Source organism: Varunaivibrio sulfuroxidans, assembly GCF_029318635.1.
GTDB lineage: Bacteria > Pseudomonadota > Alphaproteobacteria > Rhodospirillales > Magnetovibrionaceae > Varunaivibrio > Varunaivibrio sulfuroxidans.
Genome location: NZ_CP119676.1, coordinates 1,876,894 through 1,902,388 on the forward strand (window position 1 = coordinate 1,876,894; position 25,495 = coordinate 1,902,388).

Annotated in this window: 17 protein-coding genes; 8 read left to right on the top strand and 9 right to left on the bottom strand. The window is 60.0% G+C overall.

Translation table 11 applies throughout. The features are described 5' to 3' along the window. Window positions 1-67 precede the first annotated feature (67 nt). Window positions 68-1,747 (top strand): energy-dependent translational throttle protein EttA, encoded by a 1,680-nt coding sequence (gene ettA / locus P3M64_RS08900; RefSeq protein WP_132937675.1) that lies wholly within the window; start codon window positions 68-70, stop codon window positions 1,745-1,747. 379 nt (window positions 1,748-2,126) lie between these two features. Here the strand turns inward: ettA and P3M64_RS08905 are convergent, their stop codons facing one another. Further along, a complete protein-coding gene (locus tag P3M64_RS08905; RefSeq protein WP_132937674.1) occupies window positions 2,127-3,026 on the bottom strand; it encodes an MlaA family lipoprotein in 900 nt (299 codons plus the stop codon). Between the two features lie 721 nt (window positions 3,027-3,747). Between P3M64_RS08905 and P3M64_RS08910 the strand changes: the two genes are divergently transcribed. From P3M64_RS08910 to P3M64_RS08925, 4 genes are all read left to right on the top strand, one after another. Further along, entirely contained in the window at window positions 3,748-4,719 is a 972-nt protein-coding gene (locus P3M64_RS08910; protein ID WP_132937673.1) for an ArsR/SmtB family transcription factor, read from the top strand. Between the two features lie 63 nt (window positions 4,720-4,782). Beyond that, window positions 4,783-5,709 carry a methylenetetrahydrofolate reductase gene (metF, locus tag P3M64_RS08915; protein WP_132937672.1) on the top strand — a complete coding sequence of 309 codons (927 nt, stop codon included), beginning with the start codon at window positions 4,783-4,785 and terminating at the stop codon, window positions 5,707-5,709. Window positions 5,710-5,758: 49 nt separating this feature from the next. Continuing rightward, window positions 5,759-9,466: a methionine synthase gene (gene metH, locus P3M64_RS08920; protein ID WP_132937671.1), complete on the top strand. Its 3,708-nt coding sequence runs from the start codon at window positions 5,759-5,761 to the stop codon at window positions 9,464-9,466. A gap of 156 nt (window positions 9,467-9,622) precedes the next feature. Next, the gene (locus P3M64_RS08925; protein WP_165886200.1) at window positions 9,623-11,278 is read left to right on the top strand and encodes an FAD-dependent oxidoreductase; all 1,656 of its coding nucleotides are present in this window, start codon (window positions 9,623-9,625) and stop codon (window positions 11,276-11,278) included. Window positions 11,279-12,044: 766 nt separating this feature from the next. On the opposite strand, the gene P3M64_RS08930 is transcribed toward P3M64_RS08925, so the two are convergent. Further along, window positions 12,045-12,932 carry a LysR family transcriptional regulator gene (locus P3M64_RS08930; RefSeq protein WP_132937669.1) on the bottom strand — a complete coding sequence of 296 codons (888 nt, stop codon included), beginning with the start codon at window positions 12,930-12,932 and terminating at the stop codon, window positions 12,045-12,047. A gap of 69 nt (window positions 12,933-13,001) precedes the next feature. Further along, complete coding sequence (gene trxB / locus P3M64_RS08935) at window positions 13,002-13,949, bottom strand: thioredoxin-disulfide reductase (protein ID WP_132937668.1); 948 nt, start codon at window positions 13,947-13,949, stop codon at window positions 13,002-13,004. Window positions 13,950-14,269: 320 nt separating this feature from the next. Between trxB and P3M64_RS08940 the strand changes: the two genes are divergently transcribed. After that, entirely contained in the window at window positions 14,270-14,794 is a 525-nt protein-coding gene (locus P3M64_RS08940) for an Lrp/AsnC family transcriptional regulator (protein WP_243644664.1), read from the top strand. Between the two features lie 45 nt (window positions 14,795-14,839). On the opposite strand, the gene P3M64_RS08945 is transcribed toward P3M64_RS08940, so the two are convergent. Further along, complete coding sequence (locus P3M64_RS08945) at window positions 14,840-15,547, bottom strand: SDR family NAD(P)-dependent oxidoreductase (protein WP_132937667.1); 708 nt, start codon at window positions 15,545-15,547, stop codon at window positions 14,840-14,842. Between the two features lie 424 nt (window positions 15,548-15,971). On the opposite strand from P3M64_RS08945, the gene P3M64_RS08950 reads away from it, so the two are divergent. Beyond that, window positions 15,972-17,063, top strand: coding sequence for a polysaccharide deacetylase family protein (locus P3M64_RS08950; protein WP_165886199.1), 1,092 nt, complete (start codon window positions 15,972-15,974; stop codon window positions 17,061-17,063). A gap of 155 nt (window positions 17,064-17,218) precedes the next feature. On the opposite strand, the gene P3M64_RS08955 is transcribed toward P3M64_RS08950, so the two are convergent. The 3 genes from P3M64_RS08955 to trpS all read right to left on the bottom strand — a co-directional run bounded on the left by P3M64_RS08955 (window position 17,219) and on the right by trpS (window position 20,184). Further along, window positions 17,219-18,178: a glucosaminidase domain-containing protein gene (locus P3M64_RS08955; RefSeq protein ID WP_132937665.1), complete on the bottom strand. Its 960-nt coding sequence runs from the start codon at window positions 18,176-18,178 to the stop codon at window positions 17,219-17,221. Between the two features lie 314 nt (window positions 18,179-18,492). After that, complete coding sequence (locus P3M64_RS08960) at window positions 18,493-19,038, bottom strand: NifU family protein (protein ID WP_132937664.1); 546 nt, start codon at window positions 19,036-19,038, stop codon at window positions 18,493-18,495. Window positions 19,039-19,185: 147 nt separating this feature from the next. After that, window positions 19,186-20,184, bottom strand: coding sequence for a tryptophan--tRNA ligase (gene trpS, locus P3M64_RS08965; protein ID WP_132937663.1), 999 nt, complete (start codon window positions 20,182-20,184; stop codon window positions 19,186-19,188). 199 nt (window positions 20,185-20,383) lie between these two features. On the opposite strand from trpS, the gene P3M64_RS08970 reads away from it, so the two are divergent. Beyond that, window positions 20,384-20,821, top strand: a complete 438-nt coding sequence (locus P3M64_RS08970; protein ID WP_132937662.1) for a GFA family protein — start codon at window positions 20,384-20,386, stop codon at window positions 20,819-20,821. A 9-nt stretch (window positions 20,822-20,830) separates the two neighbouring features. Here the strand turns inward: P3M64_RS08970 and murJ are convergent, their stop codons facing one another. Both murJ and P3M64_RS08980 read right to left on the bottom strand, forming a co-directional pair. Further along, window positions 20,831-22,423: a murein biosynthesis integral membrane protein MurJ gene (gene murJ, locus P3M64_RS08975; protein ID WP_132937661.1), complete on the bottom strand. Its 1,593-nt coding sequence runs from the start codon at window positions 22,421-22,423 to the stop codon at window positions 20,831-20,833. 181 nt (window positions 22,424-22,604) lie between these two features. Beyond that, window positions 22,605-25,451 (bottom strand): [protein-PII] uridylyltransferase, encoded by a 2,847-nt coding sequence (locus tag P3M64_RS08980; RefSeq protein ID WP_322111126.1) that lies wholly within the window; start codon window positions 25,449-25,451, stop codon window positions 22,605-22,607. Window positions 25,452-25,495 lie beyond the last annotated feature (44 nt).

Sequence of the window (25,495 nt, forward strand, 5' to 3'; positions counted from 1 at the left end):
TTGATCCGCACCGTACGCTCATGTACTATCCCGGCACAAATTCAACCCCCCCTTTGTGGAGTGCCCGATGGCGTCCTACCAGTACATTTACGTGATGAAAAACCTGACCAAGATTTTCCCCGGCGGGCGGGAAATCCTAAAGGGCGTCACCTTGTCGTTTCTGCCCGGGGCGAAGATCGGCGTGCTGGGAAATAACGGCGCCGGCAAATCGACGCTGCTCAAGATCATGGCCGGTCTCGACAAGGATGTCGGCGGCGAGGCCTGGGCCGCCGATGGCGTCAAGATCGGTTATCTGGAGCAAGAACCCCAACTCGATCCGAACAAAACGGTGCTCGAAAACGTCATGGACGCGATGGCCGAAACCAAGGCGCTGCTTGACCGTTTCAACGAAATTTCCATGAAGTTCGCAGAGCCCATGGACGACGATGAAATGACTGCGCTGCTGGCGGAACAGGGTGAGTTGCAGGAAAAAATCGACCACGTTAACGGATGGGAGGTCGAGCGTACCCTAGAGGTCGCCATGGATGCCTTGCGCTGCCCCCCCGCGGACGCCGATGTCACCAAGTTGTCGGGTGGCGAGCGCCGTCGGGTCGCTCTGTGCCGCCTGTTGCTCAGCCATCCCGATATGCTTCTGCTCGACGAGCCGACCAACCATTTGGACGCCCAGTCGGTGGCCTGGCTGGAACGCTTCCTGCACGAATATGACGGCACCGTGGTGGCGATCACCCACGACCGCTATTTCCTCGATAACGTCGCCGGGTGGATATTGGAGCTCGACCGCGGCCACGGCATCCCCTACGAAGGCAATTACTCCTCGTGGCTGGAACAGAAGGAAAAACGCCTGGAGCACGAGGAAAAACAGGAAACCTCGCGCCAGCGCACCTTGCAAAGCGAGCTCGAATGGATTCGTCAATCCCCCCGCGCCCGCCAAGCCAAAAGCAAGGCCCGCATCACCGCCTACGACAATCTGCTCGCCCAGGCCAACGAGGCCCGTGGCGGCACCGCCCAGATCACGATCCCTCCCGGCCCGCGCCTGGGCGACATCGTCATTGAGGCCGAGCACGTCACCAAGGCCTTCGGCGATAAGTTGTTGGTCGAGGACCTGAGTTTCCGCCTGCCGCCAGGGGGCATCGTCGGCGTGATCGGCCCCAACGGGGCGGGCAAGACAACCCTGTTCCGAATGATTACCGGACAGGACAAACCCGACAGCGGGACCCTGCGCATCGGCGAAACGGTAAAATTGGGCTACGTCGATCAGTCACGCGATAGCCTGGACGACAAAAGCACGGTGTGGCAGGAAATTTCCGGCGGCCTGGACGTTCTTCAACTCGGCAAGCGCGAGGTGCAGAGCCGTTCCTACGTATCGTGGTTCAATTTCAAAGGTGGCGACCAACAAAAAAAACTCGGCCAGCTATCGGGCGGCGAACGTAACCGCGTTCATCTGGCGAAAATGCTGCAGACCGGCGCCAATGTCATCTTGCTTGACGAGCCGACCAACGACCTCGACGTCGATACCCTGCGCGCCTTGGAAGACGCCCTGCTCGATTTCGCCGGGTGCGCCGTGGTGATCTCCCATGATCGCTGGTTCCTGGACCGCATCGCGACCCACATCCTGGCCTTCGAGGGCGACAGCAAGGTGGTTTGGTTCGAGGGCAACTATCAAGATTACGAGGCCGATCTGGAACGCCGCCTGGGCGCCGATGCTGGACAACCCCACCGCATCAAATACAAGCCCCTCGGTCGCTAGGGTCAGGGCCCCTTTATCCGATGCGTCTGGTTTGTGAAAAATGTCACAAGCCTAGGAGAAAACTTGCCGGAAGTGCCGTTCACTTTCAAAAGTCTTCGACGACGTTCCTGGGGCATTTTTCACAAACCCCCGCGGGACGGGCCGACGTTTCACTCCCGCGAACCATCGGGTTGGGCACGATCTCTTTTTTTGTTGCGGTTTGATTTCTTCATACATCCGCGTCCAATGGCGTCGAACCCAAATGTTAAACGCAAACCATCCGGCAACGGCGCGACGATACGGGGCGCGACGACGCGCCGAAACGACAGGCCTTCGAATCACGACGGGGCCACGGCGAAAGCACCGTGCGAACGCCCCGGCGTAAATTATCCTCGCGTTGTCAACGGGTCTGCGCCGCCGCCTGGACGGTCTGGCCGAAATCGACGGGATGCGGCACGGAGGACGCCGAAGGAGAAGACATCGGCGGCGCGGCGCTCATCGAACCGAAGTCCGGCGAAGTCATCGGGGTCGGATGCGCCCCGTTATTGATTTGGTCGCGGCGATGCTGACGGTAAAGGCTGCGTATGGCCGCGTAATAATCCAGAGACGTCCGTTCGAGGCTGTCGATCTCCTTGGCGTTGCGCGCACGCGTGTCCACCGCGTCGGTCCCCCGGCGCGCCCATGTGGTCCAACCTTCATCCGTGTTGGCCGCCCAGCGGCTAAAGGGATCCGCAAGGAAATCCACAACCAAGCCCGTGGTGTCGCGAGGATTGGACGGCCCGAACAGCGGCAACATCAAATACGGCCCATCCGACACCCCCCATTTCGCCAAGGTTTGCCCGAAATCTTCGCCATGATAGGCCAGGCCGACGCCCGTCGCGGGGTCGCCGAGGCCAAGGACGCCGAAGGTTGAGTTGATTAAAAAGCGCCCCAACGTTTGGCGCGCGCGGACACCCTCGCCCTGCAATACGTCATTGATGAAAACGATGGGCAGGCGCAGGTTGCTCAAAAAATTATGAACGCCCACCTTCACCGGCGCCGGAAAAACGCCGCCGTAAATGGTCGCGGCGGGTCTTAGGAACATGGTATCGACGCCCCGGTTCACCGTAAAAATAGCGCGGTTGAGCGGTTCGAGAGGATCATTGATTTGCTTGAATTCCCGGACCGCCACCGGATCGCTCGGGTTGGGCGCGCTGGCGCACCCGCCAAGCACCAGCAAGATGGCGGCGACCGACAACCCCGGCGCGGCGCGCCAGAGCCGCGCGCCGCGCCGGAGACGAGAAACAAACGATACGGACATAATCAACGCGTCATCCTAAAAAACGTTACGAACAAGGACCAAAGACGAAGCGTACCCTGGTGCAGAGTGTGCTCTGATGCGTACATTATCATCTGCTCGTCCTCCTGGCGGGTTTCAACTCCGTTTTTGCCCACTCGACGTCAAACTTTATCCTTAACTGGCGAATATCGGGTCCCGCCAACTGGCGAATATCGCGTCCCGCCGAAAGTTCGGGCGCCTGATCTCAGCCCAAAAAATTAAGGCGGATAAAACGCGCCCGCCCATATTTAAAGAACATCCCGGCTCGCGTGGCGCACCCGTAAAAGCGGACACCCACCCTCGAAAAACAAAATCGCCTTCGTCTATTGGGTTACCATAGGCGCAATGTCTTGACCAGGAGGCATGCGCATCATCCCGGTGAGTCTACGCCGCAGTGTTGCAATATTACAACTCAATCTAGGGAAAAAGATATATGTCATTAATTTAATCTCTTAAAATTCAATAGACATAAAGATATATTTATATTAACAATTACGATCAAGTCCGCTCGAAAATATTCAAAAAAATACGGGAAATGCCAAAAACCCCTCCAGACAAAGCTTTCGCGACAGAGCCCCCCTCCTGCGACTGGGGCCTGTCCGCGAACATCCCCAAAGGTAAGAAAACGAGACGCAGCAATGAAACAAGCCCGTGGACCCAGAAAACGAACCCGCCGTAATGCGATAAGACACGAGGGTCGTGCATGAACACCCTTTTGATGGTTCTACGCGCGGCGGCGGACGAGACGCGCCTACGCCTTCTCAATCTTTTCGCCCGCGGCGAGTGGACGGTCAGCGAGGTCGTGCGCGTTCTCGGGCAAAGCCAGCCCAGAGTGTCGCGCCATCTGAAAATTTTGACCGACTCCGGCCTTTTGGAACGCTACCGCGAGGGCAGCTGGGTCTTCCATCGCCTGACCATGAGGGGGTCGGGCAGGCGCGCGGCGACCGCCCTGCTCGACCTTTTGTCCGAGGACGATCCCGTGGTGACGCGAGACCTGGAACAACTGGATCTGATTATCGCCCAACGACGCCGCGACGCCGCCGAGTATTTCGGGCGCGCCGCCGCCAGTTGGGACGAGGTGCGCTCGCTCCATCTCGATGAAATCCTCGTCGAGCGCGCCATCATGGATACCTTGACGCCGTCCGGAATCGACGATTTTCTCGATATCGGCACCGGCACCGGGCGCATGGTCGAACTGTACGCCCCGCGCGTCACCCATGCTCTGGGAGTCGATCAGTCCCACGAAATGCTAAGCCTCGCGCGCGCCAATCTGGAGCGGGCGGGCCTCACCAACGCCCATGTCCGCCAAGCCGACGCCTACCAACTTCCTTTCGAATCGGCGAGCTTCGACGGCGTATGCATCCATCAGGTTTTACATTTTCTGGATCATCCATCACGCGCCGTCACCGAGGCCGGTCGTGTGCTGCGCGCCGGCGGAAGGTTGCTGGTTGTCGATTTCGCCCCACATCAATACGAACACCTGCGCGAGAATCACGCCCATCGCCGCCTTGGGTTTTCCGATGACGAAGTCACCGCATGGGTCGATGCGGGCGGACTGAAGATGGATAAAACCCTTAAGCTAACGGGGGGAGCGCTAACCGTCGGTCTGTGGTTGGCCGTCAAGCCGCAACGCCGCGCCGATGTCGATAACCGGGCGGCGAGCGCCCCAAGCTAAGGTTCAGTAAGGTTCATCCCGGCAAACGAGAGACGGGCCGGCGAACAAGAGACAGGAAACACCATGTCCCCTTTGAGCAAACACACCGTTACCTCCGAGACGCTCATCGCCGCCCCCTTGGCAGGCGATGTTCAGGTCTCGTTCGAATTCTTCCCGCCCAAGACGGAGAAGATGGAACAGAATTTATGGGCCAGCATCGAACGGTTGGCCCCCGTCCGCCCGGCCTATGTTTCGGTGACCTACGGCGCGGGCGGATCGACCCGCGAGCGCACCCACGCCACGGTGACGCGGATTCGCCGCGAAACCGACCTGGAGCCCGCGGCACACCTGACTTGCGTCGGCGCCTCGCGCGATGAAATCGACGCGATCGCCCGCGCCTACTGGGCCGAAGGCGTGCGTCATATCGTCGCCCTCAGGGGCGATCCCGCCGAGGGCATGGACAAAGAATACCGCCCCCATCCCGAAGGCTACGCCTACGCCAGCGATCTCGTCGCGGGACTCAAGAAAATCGCCGACTTCGAAATTTCGGTGGCCGCCTACCCCGAGGTCCATCCCCAGGCGGTCAGCGCCCAAGCCGATCTGGATAACCTGAAGCGCAAAGTTGACGCCGGAGCGAGCCGGGCCATCACCCAGTCGTTCTTCGACATCGATGTCTTTCTGCGCTTCCTGGAAAAGGCGGATAAGGCGGGAATCACCGTACCGATCGTGCCCGGCATCCTGCCGGTCACCAACTTTTCCCGGGTCAAGGAATTTTCCACGGCGACCGGCGCATCCATCCCCGGTTGGATGGCCGACCTGTTCGATGGTCTTGATAACGACCCGGAAACGCGCAAACTGGTCGCCGCCATGGTCGCCGCTCAACAGTGCCGGTTGCTGTATGGCGCCGGGATCAAGAATTTCCACTTTTATACGCTGAACCGCGCCGATCTGACCTACGCTATCTGTCACGTCCTGGGCGTGCGCCCGAACAAAACACCCGGGGACGCCTAAACGCCAGAGCCGAACACTTCAGATTTGAACGCCTAAAAGGATTTTTCCGATGCCCACGTCATCCAAACCTCTCGATAAAACCGCCCTTCTCAAGGAAATTCTGTCGCAGCGGATTTTAGTGTTGGACGGCGCCATGGGCACCATGATCCAACGCCATAGACCCGAGGAGGGCGATTATCGCGGCGATCGCTTCGCCGATCACGTGGGCGAGCTGAAGGGCAACAACGATCTGCTGTCGTTGACCCGTCCCGAAATCATCCAAGGCATTCACGAGGCCTATCTGGAGGCCGGCGCCGATATCGTCGAGACCAACACCTTCAATGCGACGGCGATCTCCCAGGCCGACTATAATCTGGAGGATATCGTCTACGAACTCAACGTCGAAGGCGCGCGTCTGGCGCGGGCGGCCTGCGATGTTTTCGAAACCGCGACGCGACCGCGCTTCGCCGCCGGCGTGTTGGGGCCGACCAACCGCACCGCGTCGATTTCCGGCGACGTCAATGACCCCGGCGCGCGCAACGTCACCTATGACAACCTTCGCGCCGCCTACGGCGAGGCGGTGCGCGGCTTGATCGACGGCGGCGCCGACCTGATCTTGATCGAAACCGTATTCGACACCCTAAACGCCAAGGCGGCGGTGCACGCGGTCCTCGACCATTTCGAGGCCCACGATATCCACCTGCCGATCATGCTGTCGGGCACCATCACCGACGCCTCGGGGCGCACCCTGTCGGGCCAGACCGCCGAGGCGTTCTGGAACTCGCTGGCCCACGCCCGACCGCTATCGACCGGCTTCAACTGCGCCCTGGGCGCGGAAGACCTGCGCCCCCACATTCAGGCGGTCGGTGCGATCGCCGACACCCACGTCAGCGTCCATCCCAACGCCGGACTGCCCAACGCGTTCGGTGAATACGACGACACCCCCGAATACATGGCCAAGGTGCTGCGCGGCTTCGCCGAGGACGGTCTGCTCAATATCGTCGGTGGATGCTGCGGGACCACGCCCGATCACATCAAGGCGATCGCCAGGGCGGTCGCCGACGTCGCCCCCCGCCGGGTGCCCACCCACACCCCGGTCAGCCGCCTCAGCGGGCTGGAGCCCCTGGTCATCGACGAGACCACCGGCTTCGTCAACGTCGGCGAACGCACCAACGTCGCCGGATCGACCAAGTTCAAAAATCTCATTGCGAACGGCGAATTTTCCACCGCCCTGGAAATCGCTCGCCTGCAGGTCGAAAACGGCGCGCAGATCATCGACGTCAACATGGACGACGCCATGCTCGACGCCGAAAAGGCGATGGTGACCTTCCTCAACCTGATCGCCAGCGAGCCGGACATCAGCCGCGTGCCGATCATGATCGATTCGTCGAAATGGGAGGTCGTCGTCTCCGGGCTGAAGTGTGTGCAAGGCAAGGGCGTAGTTAACTCGATCAGCCTCAAGGAAGGCGAGGACGCTTTCGTCGCGCGGGCCCACGATATCCTGCGTTTCGGCGCCGCGGTCGTGGTCATGGCCTTCGACGAGGACGGTCAGGCCGACGGTTATCGGCGGATGATCGACATCTGCCGTCGTTCCTATGCGATCTTGACCGAAAAAGTCGGTTTTCCCGCCGAGGACATCATCTTCGACCCCAATATCTTCCCGATCGCCACCGGCATCGACGAGCATCGCAATTTCTCGCTCGACTTCATCAATGCGACCGGATGGATTAAACAAAACTTGCCCCACGCCCTGGTTTCGGGCGGAGTGTCCAACATGTCGTTTTCCTTCCGCGGGAACAATCCCCTGCGCGAGGCGATGCATTCGGTCTTTTTGTACCATGCCGTCAAGGCGGGTATGAACATGGGGATCGTCAACGCCGGGCAACTGACGATCTATGCCGATATCCCCGAAGCCCTGCGCGCGCGGGTCGAGGACGCCGTCCTCAACCGCCGCGAAGACGCCACCGAGCGGCTTTTGGACGTCGCCGAGGAGGCCCGCGGACATGGCGCGAAGTCCACCGGGCCGGATCTTTCATGGCGCGAACAGCCGGTCGTCAAACGCATCGAACACGCCCTGGTGAAGGGGATCGACGAGTTCATCGAGGAAGACACCGAGGAGGCGCGCACCCAGTTCGCGCGCCCCATCGAGGTCATCGAAGGCCCGCTGATGGACGGCATGAACGTGGTCGGCGACCTGTTCGGGTCGGGACAGATGTTTTTGCCCCAGGTCGTCAAGTCGGCCCGCGTCATGAAACGAGCGGTCGCCTACCTGCTGCCCTATATCGAGGCGGAAAAGAAAGATGGACAGGACGCGCCCACGGCCAAGGGCCGCATCCTGATGGCGACGGTCAAGGGCGACGTTCACGACATCGGCAAGAACATCGTCGGCGTCGTCTTGCAATGCAACAACTACGAGGTCATCGACCTCGGCGTGATGGTTCCCTACAGCAAGATTCTGGAAACCGCGAAGACGGAAAAAGTCGATATCATCGGCCTTTCCGGTCTGATCACGCCGTCTCTGGAAGAAATGGTCACCGTCGCCCAGGAAATGAAGCGCCAGGACTTCACCATCCCGCTGATGATCGGTGGGGCGACCACCTCCAAAGTGCACACCGCGGTTAAAATCGCGCCGCAATATGCCGGGCCGGTCATTTATGTCCTCGACGCCTCACGCGCGGTGGGGGTCGCCTCCAACCTGCTGTCCGACACCCTGAAAGACGGCTACGTCGGTGAAATCGCGGCCGAATACGAAGCCGTTCGCGATGCCCACGCCCGCGGCCAAAGAGAAAAAAATCGACGTTCCTTAAGCGCGGCGCGCGCCGCGCGTCATACTCTCGAATGGACCAAAACGCCGCCGCCCAAGCCGACCTTCCTTGGCCTTAAGGTATTCAAGGACTATCCTCTCGAACGACTGGTCGAGCGCATCGACTGGACGCCGTTTTTCCGCACCTGGGAATTGAAAGGCAACTATCCCGCCATTTTGGACGACCCCACCGTCGGCAAGGTCGCCCGCGACCTGTTTCGCGACGCCCAGAACATGTTGGATAAGATTGTCGGCGAAAAATGGCTCGGCGCAAGCGCCGTCATCGGCCTATGGCCGGCCAATCAGGTCGGCGCGGACGATGTCGAGATCTATACCGACGACGGTCGCAACACCGTTCGCGCGCAAGTCCATTTCCTGCGCCAGCAAATGGAAAAATCGGAGGGCCGCTTTAACAATTGCCTGGCCGATTACGTCGCCCCCAAGGACAGCGGCGTCGCCGATTACATCGGCGGTTTCGCGGTCACCGCGGGCATCGGAATCGCGGAAAAGTCGGCCCAATTCAAGGCCGCCCACGATGATTATTCCGACATCTTGCTGAAAGCCCTCGCCGACCGTCTGGCCGAGGCCTTCGCCGAACACATGCACGAACGGGTGCGCCGCGAATTCTGGGGCTACGCCCACGAAGAGAACCTATCCAACACCGACCTAATCAAGGAACGCTATCGCGGCATCCGCCCGGCCCCAGGGTACCCGGCGTGCCCCGACCACACCGAAAAGGCGACTCTGTTCGCGTTGCTGGACGCGCCGAGCAACGCCGGCATCGACCTGACCGAGGGCTTCGCCATGTCGCCCGCCGCCAGTGTTTCAGGGTTTTATTTTTCCCACGACGAGGCGCGCTATTTCGGCATCGGCAAGATCGACAAGGATCAGGTCGAGGATTACGCCCGGCGCAAGGGCATGACGGTGGAGGACGTCGAGCGCTGGCTCGCCCCCAACTTAGGCTATGCGCGTTAAACCGATCTCGTGCGCGTTCTCTTGGCGGCGGACGGTTTCATAATACGATAAAACTATGTAGGCTGGGGGCATGCCCCGGCGCTTTGCGTGATTTTGTGTGGCGGTGTCCGTGGCGCGGCTCTTTGTCGAACATATAAGGTAATGGGGCGTATTTTCATGACGAAAGTCATCATCTTGGGCGGCGGATTTGGCGGCGTTTTCACGGCCAAACATCTAAAAAAAATCGCTCCACCGGACACCGACATCCGCCTGATCAGCGAAAACAACTATTTTACCTTCCAACCCCTTCTGCCCGAAGTCGCCGCCGGGGCGATCGGGGCCTCGGATTCGGTGACGCCGCTGCGCGTCCTGCTGCCCGGCGTGCGCACCGTGATGGGCGAAGTGCGCGCCATCGATCTTGCCCGTAAAAACGTCGATATCGTTCAGGGCTCCAAGCGCCGCATCAAAACCATGACCTACGATCATCTGGTGTTGGCGCTGGGCCAGGTGGTGCATCTGTCGCGGGTGCCCGGCCTCGAAGAACACGCCTTCCCGATCAAACATTCCGCCCACGCCTTGCGTCTGCGCAACCACGTTATCAACTGCCTGGAATACGCCGACAGTGTCGATGACCCACAAATCAAGGCGCGACTGCTGACCTTCGTGGTCGTCGGCGCAGGCTTTTCCGGAGTCGAAACGGTGGGCGAAATCAAGGATATGATCGACCGTTCCTTGAAATTTTACCCCAACATCGCCAAGGCCGACGTGCGTACCGTTTTGGTTGAATTTTCCGATCGTATCTTGGGCGAGCTCCCCGAAAAATTGGCCAATTACGCCCAGGAGCGCCTCGCCCGCCAGGGCATCGATGTGTGGTTGAACACCGCCGTTAAATCGGCCAGCGCGACCACCGTGGAAATGGCCGATGGACGCATCCTGACCAGTTCAACCGTCGTCGCCACCATCGGCAACGGTCCGTCTCCCTTGATCGAGGCGCTCGATATCGAAAAGGAACGCGGTCGCCTGAAGGTGGATCGCTTCATGCGTATTCCCGGCGTAGACGGCGCATGGGCGGTCGGCGATGCGGCGCTGATCCCCCTGACCGACACCCCCGAGGGTCCGCGCGATTACGCCCCGCCGACCGCCCAGTTCGCGGTGCGCGAAGGCCAGCAACTGGCCGCCAATGTCGCCGCCCAAATTTCCGGCGCACCGCTAAAGGCGTTCCATTACGTGCCGCGCGGGGCGATGGCGTCGATCGGCAACTACCGCGCCGTCGCCAGCACCATGGGGGTGCAACTGCACGGCGTTCTCGCCTGGCTGCTGTGGCGCACATTTTATTTGGGCATGCTGCCCGGCGCGGTGACCAAGCTGCGCGTGGTTTTGAACTGGGCACTTGACCTGTTCGCCCCTAGAAATTTAGGGCAGGTTCAGGAGGTCAAGAAGCCGTCGGCAAAATACATGCGTTTCTCCGAAGGCCAGGAAGTTTTCGAGCCGGGCATGATCCCCGACGGCTTCTACACCATTGTTTCGGGGAGTTGCCGACTGGAGATTCCTCGCGATGACGGCGGCGCGCCCTACCGGCGCGACCTTAAGGTCGGCGATCACTTCGGCGAACGGGTGTTGTTCCGCCAGCAATTGCGCACCGGGCGCGTGACCGCCCTGGAAGACAGCCGGGTCTTGCGCGTGCAGCGCGACGATTTCTGGCGCTTGTCGTCCTCTTTTCCCATGCTGGAAAAATATTTCAAGAACTACATCGCCGAAAATTTCCCCGAAGACCTTCGCCCCCATGTTTTGGGGGGGACGGAACGCGATACAAAGACGCCACCTAAAAGCTGAGCGCGCACCCCCGAAAAATCCCTTTCGGCCGATCACCCTTAAAAATTGGCACGCCCCTTGCTTATATCTTTTACAGAACCCCAGTGGATGCGGACCACGGCCTCCCCCTCCTGAGAAGCCCCGCCCCATTAGGATCGTAGATCTCTTACAAATAATAATAAGTGTTAAAAAAATACAGTTTTACGGCACCTAACCCCTTCGTGATCCCCCTCCACGAAGGGGTTATTTTATGCCTAAAGCACAAGATATTCCGTATTCTCTGCGCATCCGCCCTAAAGAGGCGGTTTTTATACATCTCGGCGAAATGGCCTGCGCGTGAAGATCGCCTTTTTTCAATTTTACCTTCACCTCTATCGTTTTTTGCCGAACAATCCCGTAATGCACCGCACGCGAAGAAAGTTGCATTTTAAAAATTGCAAAACGCGAATTTCCCCCCTTGGTCGGGGCGTTGTCGCCACACGCGGTAATCGGCGCGGCGAAAAAAACAAATAAAAAAAAGCCGGGCATAAATGCCCGGCGAGTTTAACAGGGAGGCTTCACGTCTGGGAGACGTCGGACTCGCTCAGCGTCCCAAGGGGGGGAGGAGGGGTGCGAGCAGAGCCCGTTTTCGGGCCTAAGCCCGAAGGGGAGAAAATGTTGCGGTGCAACATCAACTGTTTTGAATATACGGAGTTCATCCAAGCAGGGCTACCCCAATGGACGCAATGCCGATATGCAATAAACGCATACCTATTGATTATTCTAATGCTAAAACGACTGCCTCGGCCTACGCCATCTCTCCGGCGATTTTCCGCAACAAGAAATCTCTGAACACGGCGATTCTTTTCGAATTCCTCAGTTCATCGGGATAGACGAAGAAACTGTCGAAACTCGGTCCTTCCAATTCAGGCAGGACTTCGACCAGGGTACTGGTGTCCCGACAGATATAATCGGGAAGAGCGGCGATCCCCAGTCCACTTTGGGCGGCGCGAAAAATACCGTAGATGCTGTTGACCTTCAAGACCGGACGGCGCGTTTTCTCTCCGGCCCCTTCGCCAAGAAGCCAGTTGAGGCTGGAGACCGGAGGCTTCGCGTCTTCACCGTAAATAATCAGGCGATGGTTATCCAAATCCTGGGGGGTTTTGGGAATGCCGAACGCCTTGAGATATTCGGGCGCAGCATAGACCCGGTAGCGCATCTCCATCAAATGGCGCTGCACCAAATCGGGTTGGGTCGGTGGGCGCATGCGGATCGCAACGTCGGCCGCGCGCATGGACAAGTCCAGCTCGGACTCGGACAACACCAAGGAGACGTCGATATCCGGGTAGGCGTCGAGGAATTCACGAATGCGCGGGGTGAGCCAAATCGACCCGAAGGCGACCGTGGTGGTGATCTTAAGGGGGCCTTGCGGGCGGTTTTTGCTGTCGCTGATGCGCTGGGACGTCGCCGCCAGCTTGGCCGAGATGTCCCGCGTCGCCCGATACAAAAGTTCGCCCTGTTCGGTAAGAATAAGGCCCCGGGCATGACGGTGGAACAAGGGCGCGTGCATGGTCTCCTCAAGGGCGCTGATTTGCCGACTGACCGCCGACTGACTGAGGGTCAACGCCTCGCCGGCGTGGGTAAAACTTCCCACTTCGGCGACCGTGTGAAAAATTCTTAATTTATCCCAGTCCATGCGTCCCCCGATCGTGACGTTGCGTTAAGACCCGTGGCGCACGGCGAGGAGCGCGCGATCACCCCCATCCTAGTCGTCATGCCCGGCCAGGAATCGCTCGGCCTCAAGCGCGCTCATGCAGCCGGTTCCCGCGGCGGTCACCGCCTGGCGATAGATCTTGTCCTGCACGTCGCCGGCGGCGAAAACCCCCGGTACGGAGGTCGCCGTCGTGCCGGGTCGAGTCAAGATGTAGCCCTCCCGATCCATATCGAGAAGTCCTTTAAACAAGTCGGTGTTAGGGCTGTGGCCGATGGCGATGAAAACGCCATCGACATCCAGGCGCGACGAGGCTCCGGTTTTAACATTCTTCAGCAGCGCCCCCGTGACCCCCGGCGGATTGCTGTCGCCGACGATCTCTTCGAGTACGCTGTCCCAAACCACCTCCACCTTGGGATTGGCCAGAAGGCGATCTTGCAAAATTTTCTCTGCGCGCAGGGCGTCGCGGCGATGCACCAACGTCACCTTGGCGGCGTGGTTGGTGAGATAAATCGCCTCTTCCACGGCGGTATTGCCGCCGCCGATGACGGCGACGTTTTTGCCGCGATAAAAAAAGCCGTCGCAGGTCGCGCACGCCGATACGCCGTAACCCATAAATTTCTGTTCGCTTTCCAGGCCCAACCAGCGCGCCGAGGCGCCGGTGCACACGATCAAGGCGTCGGCGCCGTAGGTATCGCCGGAATCACCGACCAGACGAAAAGGGCGCGCCGACAGATCGGCGCTGACGATGGTGTCGTCGCGCATCGCGACGCCGACATGCTCGGCCTGCACCTGCATCTGCTCCATCAGCCAGGGTCCCTGGACCGCCTCGGCGAAGCCCGGATAATTTTCGACATCGGTGGTGATGGTCAGCTGCCCACCGGGTTGGATCCCCTTTACCAGCAAAGGCTCAAGGTTGGCGCGCGCGCTGTATATCGCGGCAGTGTACCCAGCGGGTCCGGATCCGATGATAAGGACCTTGGCGTGATGGTGCGTCGTCATGACCCTACGTTTTCCTCATTCAAAATTATTCCCGAAGCGCTCTGCGACGAACGCTCACCGCGCCCGGCGCAGGGGGGCGCCCTTGCGGCGACGAAGGCCTGGCCCGGCGGCAAAGACCGGACGAAAACGCCACGTTCTCCCGGACTTCTTCCCGGCCCCTAAGATACGGAGCAAAACCCCGGCGCGCAAGGTCCGTGGCAAGCGAAGCGCATGGATAAGACCCGCCTTGCATAGCATTGAAAATAAAAAATACATAGGGGGGTTTTAATGGGCTTGCGTGCGCCATATTTGTAATATAGTTACACGCCTAGGAGGACTCCGTGAGCGAAAACATTGTACAACGCGTCAAGCTCGACCAAATCGACCGACGTATTTTGCACGACCTACAAGAAGACGGTCGCATGACAAACGTCGAACTGGCGCGCCGGGTCGGTATATCGGCCCCACCGTGTCTGCGTCGGGTCCGCGCCCTCGAAGACGCCGGATTCATTCACGGCTATCACGGCGAACTGGACGCCCGCGCCCTGGGTTACAACGTCACCGTTTTCGCCCATGTCGGACTGAACAGTCAGGCCGAACAAGATCTGGAGGCTTTCGAGGCCTTGGTCGATACTTGGCCCGAGGTGCGCGAGTGCCACATGTTGGCGGGAGAGACGGACTTCCTGCTCAAAGTGGTCGCCCACGATTGGGACGATTACCAACGCTTCCTGACCACCCGCCTCACGCCGGCGTCAAATGTCAGCCATGTCAAAACGGCCCTTTCCGTGCGTTCTTCGAAGCAAGTTCCCGGCGTGCCGATCGATTTGAGTGATGTTCCTTCCGAACGCAAGCCCACCGAGAAATAACCCGACGAAAAATAACCCGGTCTCCCTATAACGTGAAGCCCTCCATCAACTGCGGCCGTAAACGCTAACCAGCGATCCTCGCGCGGCGCCGTTTTCCGGCGACGCCAGAAACGTTATCGCGGTGGCGACCTCATCGACCTTGGGCCACGCCTCAAACTGCGCACCGGTCATCACGGCGCGATTGGCCGGCGTATCCAAAATCGACGGCGCAACGGCGTTGACCCAAATCCCTTCGGGCGCCAACTCTTCACCCAGGGCCTGCGTCAGCGCCGCCACCGCCGCCTTCGATGCCGTGTAGGCGGCCATCCCCGCGCCGCCGCGCGGTTCCAGCGCCGGGCGCGCGGCGACATTGACGATACGCCCACCTCCGTCCGGGGCATGACTGCGCATCGTCTTCACCGCCTCGCGGCAACATAGAAAACAACTCAGGGCATTGAGCGACCATTGGGCCATGAACGTCGCCTTGGTGGTCTCGGTCAGGTCCGCCATGGCGAAGCCGCCGGCAATATGAACCGAGGCCCACAATCCGGGAAGCGCCGCGAAATACGCGACAGCGGCGGCTTCGTCGGTAAGATCGACCCCCGGCGTCAACGACACCCTAGAATGGTCTTTATGGGCGAAATTTTGTATTTCACGGGCGTCGAAAACCGGGATATGGCAATATCCTCCGGCATTCAACACACGCGCAGTCACGGCGCTACCCAATGCGCCGGTTCCCCCCGTCACCACGACATGGCGGCCATCGAAATCCATACCCTTGTTCCTTTTCTGCGGTAGACTAGATTGCTTCGTGGATTATCTTTTTAATATGGTTTGACTTTCTTCAACAAAGCACCCCGCCTGTCGGCGGACTCTTTTGTCTCGGCCAAACCACCGGCCTATTCTTTAGGCGCCTAGGGTCAGGACCTCTTCATCCGATGCGTCTGGTTTGTGAAAAATGTCACAAGTCTAGGAGAAGACTTGCCGGAAGTGCCGTTCACCTTCAAAAGTCTTCGACGACGTTCCTGGGGCATTTTTCACAAATCCCTGTGGGGCGGAGATGAAGAGGTCCCGACTCTAACTTGTTGGTATGTCCGTTATCACAGACTTACAAAATGAAATAGCGCTATACCTCATAATGGAGATAATCTCGGCACGCTTCAAGCGCCCGCACACCTCAATAGAAAGACCGCCGCCGATGTTGTTCGTTTTAAAAATATTCCGAAAAATCGCGATCGCCGTGCCCAGGGCGGGCGTCCGCCGTATCGCCAGCGCGTTCACCCTCGGCATTTTGAGCCTTTCCGCCTTCGCGGCGCAACGCGCCGACGCCGCGCAGAGCGCGGCGGTAATTCTGTATCATCGTTTCGGCGAAAATGATTACCCCTCGACGAACATCCGCCTCGATCAATTTGACGCCCAGATTCGCGAACTGACGTCCGGGGCCTACCACGTCATGGCGCTACCCGACATCATCGACGCCCTACGCGAGGGACGCACGCTGCCCGATCGCACCGTGGCGATCACCATGGACGACGCCTACCGGTCGATCTACACCGAAGCTTGGCCACGCCTTAAAAAGGCCGGCCTGCCATTTACCGTCTTCGTTTCGACCGACGCCGTCGATCGCGGCGGCCCACGCACCATGACCTGGGATCAATTACGCACCCTACACGAAAACGGCGTCACCATCGGCCATCACAGCGCATCGCACCTGCACATGGTCGGAGCGAGCGAAAAGCGCATTAACGAAGAACTTACCCGCGCCCAAAGCCGCTTTCAGGAAATGCTCGGTATCAAGCCGACCTTGTTCGCCTATCCTTACGGTGAATTTGACCTGGCGGTGACCCGTCAGGTGCGCGCATTCGGATTTAAAGCGGCGTTCGGCCAACAATCCGGGGCCTTTGGCGTTGGTGATGATCTCTTTACCTTGCCCCGCTTTTCGATGAGCGAAAACTACGGCGATATTACGCGCTTCCGCACCGCGCTGAATGCCTTGCCGATCCCCGTAAGCGACATGCTGCCCGCCGATTCCCTGGTTTCCAAGATCAATCCGCCATTGATCGGCTTCACCATCGACGAGGGGATTAAGAATATTGACGCGATTGCATGTTATTCATCGCGTAGCGGTAAATTGGATCTCGTTCATCTCGGCGACAGCCGGGTCGAGGTGCGCATGAAAGAGCCGCTGACGCCGGGCCGCACGCGTATGAACTGCACCATGCCGTCCGATCAAAAAGGCCGCTGGCGTTGGCTTGGGCGGCTGTTTTACGTACCCGGCGCACCCGACTAAGCGCGCGTTCCGCGTCCGGTTGGTCCTGTTCGACTGGCTTCGTGGGCGCTCGTTCGCCCTGATTTTCCAAAGGCATTCGCCGCAAGGCCGAGTTCGGCGCGACGTCTTTGCGCCAAACCTCGGTGGGAAATTTCGATCTTGAGCTTAGTTTTCGCTCACGTGTTGCTTCCGACCAAACGGGCGTCGTCGAGGGCGCTTAGGTTGTTGGCCGCGATAATGGTCTGCAAATCGGCGACGTAGGCGTCCCCACGCTGTGAGTATTTATCCAGAAACTGCGCCAAATCCGAGCCATCCAAGGGTGCGCCCCTGCGACGCAACGCGGCACGCTCCCGCCGTAAGGCGCGGTAGGCGCGGTGGGTATTGATGTTCAGCATGTAGGCGCGCACCGAATCGATCAAGCTGCTGAACGCCCGAATGCGATGGGTTTTGCCCTCGGCGCGTCCCAAAGGCACGATCCCGGCATCCTGAGACCAAGTCCATTGGCCGAAGATGGCGTTGCCCTCACGCGCGAAGCGCGACGTCCCCCACCCGCTTTCCGTCGCCGCCTGGGCCAAGGCAAGAGACGGCGGCACCACGTCCAAGCGCACCATCAAGGCGTCGATATCGCCGTGGGCGACGCCATAACGCTCGGTCATGACGTTCAGCCACAGACGATCGGCCGCGGCGACATGCCGGCCCAGCCGCTTTTCGTTACGAATCTTCCAGGCCCGTCGCCGATCTTTAAGAATTTCTTCGTTGACCTGCAACACCAGGGGCAACACCGCCTTGAAGAACATTGTCTTGCGTTGCGAAACCTGTTTCAGGTCGCTCAGGGTCGCGGGCATGCGCGCCAATGTCAGTCGGGGCACGGCGCGCTCGCCGCGCAGCACGGCGTCCAGGGCGTAATCCAACTTATGGTGCGTGCGCGCGTGAACCGCCGAGACGCCGCCCGAGACGTTGCCGGCGCGCGCCGCCCGCGCGCCGATGTCTGAGGCCGCCCGAAAAGCGCTATGCTTATGCGCGGCGGAAGGGGCGGCGTTAAACGAAGGCGGATTCACCCAGACCATCATCGCCACCGACGTCGCCAAGGCGCCAAGGCCGATGGCCAACTTCAGTTTGAACCGTGTCGTGTGCATGGCCTCATAAGCTCAACAGTTTCAATATCGTCGCATCGCGCCGGGCGGTTCAATCGGCCCTAGGGCCGTCTTCCGGGTGATTTTCCAATCGACCCGCGATCATCTTCCCGCGATCATCTTCGCCTTACGCGCCCGTCTTTAGTATCGGCCCCAAATGGGCCTTGCGCAACGACGAAGACAAACGCCGCGCACCCACGATGCGACACCTTTTTATAAATATTTGACTAAAAAGCAAGTCCAGATTGTGTGCGTGGCACACCGCACCCGTCCAACACCTTGGACGAGCACGGTAAATTCCACATAAAAAATTGCGCTTAGTTGACGGCGCGCACTTCCTGGATCTCGGGAATGTAGTGACGCAGCATATTTTCGATGCCGTTCTTCAGCGTCGCCGTCGAACTGGGGCAGCCCGAACACGCCCCCATCATATGCAGATAGACAACGCCATCCTCGAAAGAATGGAACGTGATGTCGCCGCCGTCCTGCGCCACGGCGGGGCGCACCCGCGTTTCCAGCAGTTCCTTAATTTGCTGGACCACCGGGGTATCGTCGGCGGTGCTGACGGCCGCGGCGTCTTCGCCCATCACCGGCTTGCCCGAGGTGAAATGCTCCATGATCGCGCCCAGAACCATCGGCTTGACGATATCCCAAGGTTTGTCTTCGGCCTTCGTCACCGTGATGAAATCGCCGCCCAGGAAAATGCCGCCGACGCCGTCGATTTCGAATAGGCGCTTGGCCAACGGGGACGCCGACGCCATTTCCGGGTCGGTGAAGTTTGCGGTGCCGCCGCGCATCACCTGCGCACCGGGTAAAAATTTAAGCGTCGCGGGATTGGGAGTGGCTTCGGTCTGAATGAACATGGTTTTCCTCATCAATCTTCGGCACACGAAGGTGCGTGATTCTCGACCCTATTTCCGACTTCTTTGATCGGTTAATAAATGGTCCGGTTTCGAAAAAAAATCAAGTCGGCGTCTTCACGGCGCGCGGACCGCGAGTATAGGCCCCCTTCAGGCGCGGAGGAAGCCGACGATGTCTTGAATTTCGGCCATGATCGGCGCCGCGATGGCGCGGGCGCGGGCCGCCCCGTCACGCAAGACGCCGTCGATATAGCCGGGATCGGCCATCAGGCGACGCATCTCATCTTGGATCGGCGACAGCTTGGCGACAGCCAGATCCGCCAATTCCTGCTTGAAGGTGGAAAACTGCGCGCCGCCGAAACGACCGAGCACCGCGTCCATCTCGATCCCGTCGAGGGCGGCGTAGATGCTCATCAGGTTTCGCGCCTCGGGCCGACCAGCGAAACCTTCCTCGCTCACGGGGAGGTCCTCGGGGTCGGTCTTGGCCTTGCGGATTTTCTTGGCGATAGTGTCGGCGTCGTCGATCATGTTGATTCGCGACAGGTCCGACGGATCGGACTTGGACATCTTCTTGGTCCCGTCGCGCAGGCTCATCACCCGCGTCGCGACCCCCAAAATCAGCGGTTCGACAATCGGAAAGATATCGCACTTGAAGTCATTGTTGAACTTTTGGGCGATGTCCCGGGTCAATTCCAGGTGTTGTTTCTGGTCGTCGCCGACGGGCACGTGGGTCGCCTTATAGAGCAGAATGTCGGCGGCCATCAAATTGGGATAGGCGAACAGGCCGACCGAGGCATTTTCCTTGTTCTTGCCGGCCTTTTCCTTGAACTGGGTCATCCGGTTCAGCCAACCCATGCGCGCCACGCAATTGAAAATCCACGCCAGTTCGGCATGGCCGGGGACCTGGCTTTGGTTGAACACGACATGGCGCCGAGGATCGACCCCGGCGGCGATCAAGCTCGCCGCCACCTCGCGTGTGCTGGCGCGCAGCTGCTCGGGGTCCTGCCACACCGTGATCGCGTGCATATCGACGATGCAGAAAATACACTCGAAATCCGCCTGCAGGGCGACCCAGTTACGGGTCGCGCCTAAATAATTGCCGAGATGCAGATTGCCGGTGGGCTGGATACCGGAGAAAACTCTGTGCATGGTCGATGGGTCCGCGAAAGGATAAACAAAGGATTAAACAAGAGCATCCGGTTATGGCCTTATTCCCAAATTCGGTCAAGGGTGAGGGGGCGCGCGGCGCGGCCGCATTCCAATGCATGATTTTGCGGAAGAATTGCTTTTCTATCTCTGATTGATATGGTGTGGAGCACCTTCCAACGCATGGCGAAAGGCGAAACCGATGGAATCCGAACACGCCCTCGACGGGGGATGCTTCTGCAAGGCGGTGCGTTTGCACATAACCGGCCCGGCGATGTTCGCCGGGCATTGCCACTGTACCGACTGTCAGAAATTCAGCGGCGGCGGCCACGCCTCGGCGATAATCTTCGCCACAAACGATGTCCACGTCAGCGGCGAGACCGCGAGCTTTCGCTATGCGGCGGACAGCGGCAATCACCTGACCCGCCATTTCTGCCCGGTCTGCGGGGTGCATCTCTACCATATCAACGACGCCCACCCGCAAATGACCACCATCCCGGCGGGCGCGCTCGACGAGCCCGCGCTTTTCCGGCCCGCCTTCTCCATCTATGGCGCCAGCGCGCAAGCCTGGGACGCCCCCGACGACACGCTGCCGTCATTCGCCCACATGCCCCCGCGTGGCGCCATCGACGACGCATAAAAGGCCACCTCACGCATCGGGCGTTTTCCCCGCCGATGCGGACTTCCCGCCGCCCAGCATCCTTTTCAAGTCGCGCAGATCGGCCGCGCCGAAAACCTGCGCCGCGAGCGCGTAACTGAGGAGCCCCGCCCCAACCAAGGCCGCCAACCCCCCGATGCGGCCCAATTGCCCGCCATGCAGCCAGTCCCCCGCGCCCCATACGTTCAGACCCCATAGCGTCACCAACAGAACCAACACCATGACGACGGAGGCTGCGATCGCACGGGGCAGAAAGCGCGCCAAGCGTCGATCAAAATCGAGGTGCCCACGCATCATCAAGACCCCACCCAACAGTCCCGCGTTGACCCACGCCGAAACCACCGTCGCCAAGGCGATGCCGACGTGGGCGAGAGGCCCCATCAGCCACAGGTTAAGGGCGACGTTGACGCCCAGGGCGAAAATGCCGATCTTTATTGGGGTTTTGGTATCTTCGCGGGCGAAAAACCCAGGCGCCAGGGTCTTCACCAGGACGTATGCCGGAAGTCCCGCCGCGAACACGGCCAATGCCTGGGCGGTCGCCTGAGCCTGCAACGCACCAAAAGCACCACGCTCAAACAGCACGACAATCACCGGATGGGCCAATGCGACCAGCGCGCAGGCCGCCGGCAACGTCAGCAATAGGGCAAATTCGATCGCCCGATTCTGAGCGTGGCGCGCCGCCCCGTCATGGCCCGCCCTGATCTGGCGCGACAGCAGGGGCAGCAGGGCGGTCCCCACCGCGACCCCGACCACGCCTAGGGGCAATTGATTGACCCGATCGGCGTAAAACAGATACGAAATCGCGCCCGACGGCAGCAGCGACGCAATCACGGTATCAACCAGAAGGTTAAGCTGATAAATACCCGCACCGACCGCCACCGGCGCGATCCGCCGCGCCAGCAGTCGAACATCGGCGCTCAGGCGCGGGCGCACCAGACGCAACCCCATACCCGCCCGCCGGGCGTGTATCGCCAGCCAGCCGAGTTGAATCGCGCCGGCCATAAAAACCCCGATACTCAGGGCGTAGGCCGGACTGGGCGCCCACGGCGATATCCCGAAAATCGCCGCGATCAAGGTGATATTGAGCAAAATCGGCGTCGCCGCCGGAGCGGCGAATTTGCCCGCACTGTTGAGCATCCCGGCCAACAACGAAACCAGGGAAATAAAAAAAAGATAGGGAAAGGTTATTCGCGCCAAATCGACGGCGAGCTGAAATTTTTCCGGCTCGGAAACGAAGCCGGGGGCGAACACCGTCACCACCCCCCCCATCGCCAGTTCACCGACCGCGACAAAGCCCGCCAGAGACCAGAACAGGACGCTGAAGGCCTCCTCGGCGAAGGTTTTCGCCGCCGCTTCGCCCTCGCCCTCCAACTTGCCCGCGAACAGCGGCACGAAGGCGAGGTTGAACGCCCCCTCGGCGAATAGACGGCGGAACAAATTGGGCAGCTTGAAGGCGACGAAAAACGCATCGGCCATCCACCCCGCGCCCAGGGTCGCCGCCACCAGCATATCGCGCACAAACCCCAGAACGCGCGAAATCATGGTCATCGCGCCGACGGTGGCGATCGATCGCAATAAGGGCATCAGCGGCCTCGCGGCGAAAAAGGCCGCGCGGGCATCATACGCGCGGCGGCGGCGCGGGCGCACACGCGGCGCGTGGCTCCATCCTCGGCGCTCATTCGGCGCGCGGTTCTATCTCCGGCGCTCATTCGGCGCGCGGCTCTATCTCCGGCGCTCATTCGGCGCGCGGCTCTATCTCCGGCGCTCATTCGGCGCGCGCCTTGGCCAAGGGGCGTTTCTTTTTTGCCGGCTTCGCAGGCGCGGCGTCGGCGGGCGGCGCCAACGCCTTCAACAACCGCTGGCGGACCGTCTTGATCTTGTCCTGCTGATCGACCTTCAGGCCGAAGACGTCCTTGACGTAAAACACATCGACCGCGCGCTCGCCATAGGTCGCGATGTGCGCCGAGGCGATCTGTAGCCCCAGTTGAGTCAACGCGGCGGTAATGTCATGGAGCAGTCCGAGACGGTTGCGTCCGTTCATTTCGATAACGGTAAAGGTGTTCGACGCCGTGTTGTCGATCAGCACCCGAGGAGCGACCTTGAACACGCGGGTTCGCGATTTCATCGCCTGGGCGCGCGCCTTGGCCAACTCGCGGACGGGATGAAGGCGGCCGGATAAGGCCATTTCGATGCGTTCATACAGGCGCGCCAGACGTTCCTCGCCGTCGTAAGCCCCCCCCTCGCTGTCTTGAATCCAGAATGTATCGAGCGCCATGCCGTCGGTCAGGGTCGTCACCTTGGCGTCAACGATCGACGCCCCCGAAAGCGCCAGCGCCCCCGCCACGTGGGCGAACAGACCGGGGTGATCGGGGGTATAAACCATCAATTCGCTGACCGCGCGGGCATCATCGACATTGGCCTCGACCATGAACGCGCGCCCTTCTTGCCTCGCGCGGCGAAGCAGGAAGGCATGACGCACCAACAGATCGGTTTCGACGCCAAGCCAATAGCTGTCGTAACCACGCTCCAAATGGGCCTCCACATCGGCGACGGGCCATTCCTTGAGCCGTTCGCGCAGGCGTTCATGAACACGCATAACCCGCTGGGCGCGGTGCTCTCCCTTCATGCCGCCGGTCAGCACCTCTTCGGTGCGTTCGAACAGGTCGCGCAGCAGCGTCGCCTTCCAACCATTCCACACGTTCGGTCCGACGGCGCGGATATCGACCACGGTCAAGATTAAAAGTAGGCGCAAGCGTTCGAGCGACTGCACCCGCTTGGCGAAATCGATCGCCGTTTTCGGATCTTCCACATCGCGCTTAAAGGCCGTTCGGCTCATGTCCAAATGATGGCGCACCAACCACGCCACGGTTTCGCTTTCCCAATCGCTGAGGGCGAAACGCTTGCATAGTTTCAAGGCGACCTTGGCCCCCAATATCGAATGGTCGCCGCCGCGCCCCTTGGCGATGTCGTGCAGAAAAACCGCCAGATAAAGCACGCGGCGCGACTGGAGGTGTCCGATCACATTGGTGGAGACGGGATGGTCGTCACCCAGTAACCCGCGCTCGATTTTAGATAAAATCTCGATCGCGCGGATGGTGTGCTCATCCACCGTGTAAACATGATACATATCGTATTGCATTTGCGCCACGACACGACCGAAATCGGGGATAAAACGCCCCAAGACCCCCGCTTCATTAAGCCATTTCAAAGCGGTGACCGGGTCTTTCTCGTCACATAAAATATCGAGAAAAACCTTATTCGCCGCCGCGTCGGCGCGCAGAACCTTATCGATGCGCTTTAGGTTTTGCACAACCATACGCATGGCGTCGGGATGGATATCATGGGTGAACTTTTGGGCGGCGCGAAACAGCGACAACAACTTGATCGGATGGCTCTGTAAATCGGCGGCGTCGCCGATCGTCAATCGATTTCCGTCGAGGCGAAACCCTTCAACATTTCGTTTCCGAAACGAAAATGACGGCAACGAAAACCGCCCCGGTTGGCTTTTCAGGCCTTCCTCAAGCACCGCGCACAACACCCGCGTCAAATCGCCGACATCCTTGGCGACCAAAAAATAGTGTTTCATGAACCGTTCGACCCCGCGCGAGCCGGCACGATCGGTATAGCCCATGCGTTCGGCCAAGGTGCTTTGGTAGGTAAAGCTGATGATTTCCTCGGGACGGTCGGCCAGATAGTGCAAATGGCACCGTACCGCCCACAAAAAGCTCTGCGCCTTGGCGAAACGCCGCGCATCGCCCTTGGTGAAAACACCCTTCGCCACCAGCTCGCGCATATCGCGCACCCGGTAAAGAAATTGAGCGATCCAGAACAGGGTTTGCAGGTCGCGCAATCCTCCCTTGCCTTCCTTGATGTTGGGCTCCAGCACATAGCGCGAATCGCCCATGCGATCATGGCGGGCGTCGCGCTCGGCCAGCTTCGCCTTGACGAAGGCCGGGCCGCCCGACTGAATGCTTTTCTCGAACAGCGCCTGAAATTTCCGATAAAGCGCTTCGTCGCCCCACAGCAAGCGCGATTCCAGTAGGCTGGTCTGAATGGTGACATCCTCCTTGGACAGCCGCACCGCGTCACCGACCGAGCGGGTGGCGTGCCCCACCTTCAGCCCTAAGTCCCACAGCATATATAGGATGTATTCAACCACCTGTTCGATATGCGACGTCTTTTTATAGGGCAGCAAAAACATCAGATCGATATCGGAATGAGGAGCGAGTTCAGCCCGACCATAGCCCCCGGTGGCGATGATGCTCATCCTCTCGCCGGTCGTCGGATTGGCCGCCGGATAGACATAGGTCGCCGCAAAGTCGTGAATGGCCCGCACCAACTGATCAATCAGGTAGGCGTTGGCGCGCAGAACATCGACGCCAAGCGCGCCATCTTCTTCGAAGCGCCGGCGTACTTCGGCCCGGCCTTGCGCCAACGCATCCTTAAAAATCGCCAGGACTTTACTTTGGGTCTTGGCGGAATATCCCGACCACGCCACCAACGCCGCCAATTCGCCGGCCAGCGCCTTACGGTGAATCACGGTGCGCGGGTGGGCGATGCGAAGCATGAAGGTTTCGGTCCTAACGGCGAAGGGGATGGAAAGATAAGCCACTTTCATTCTTAAGTGGAATCAGTCCGAAAAACAACGTCCGGCTG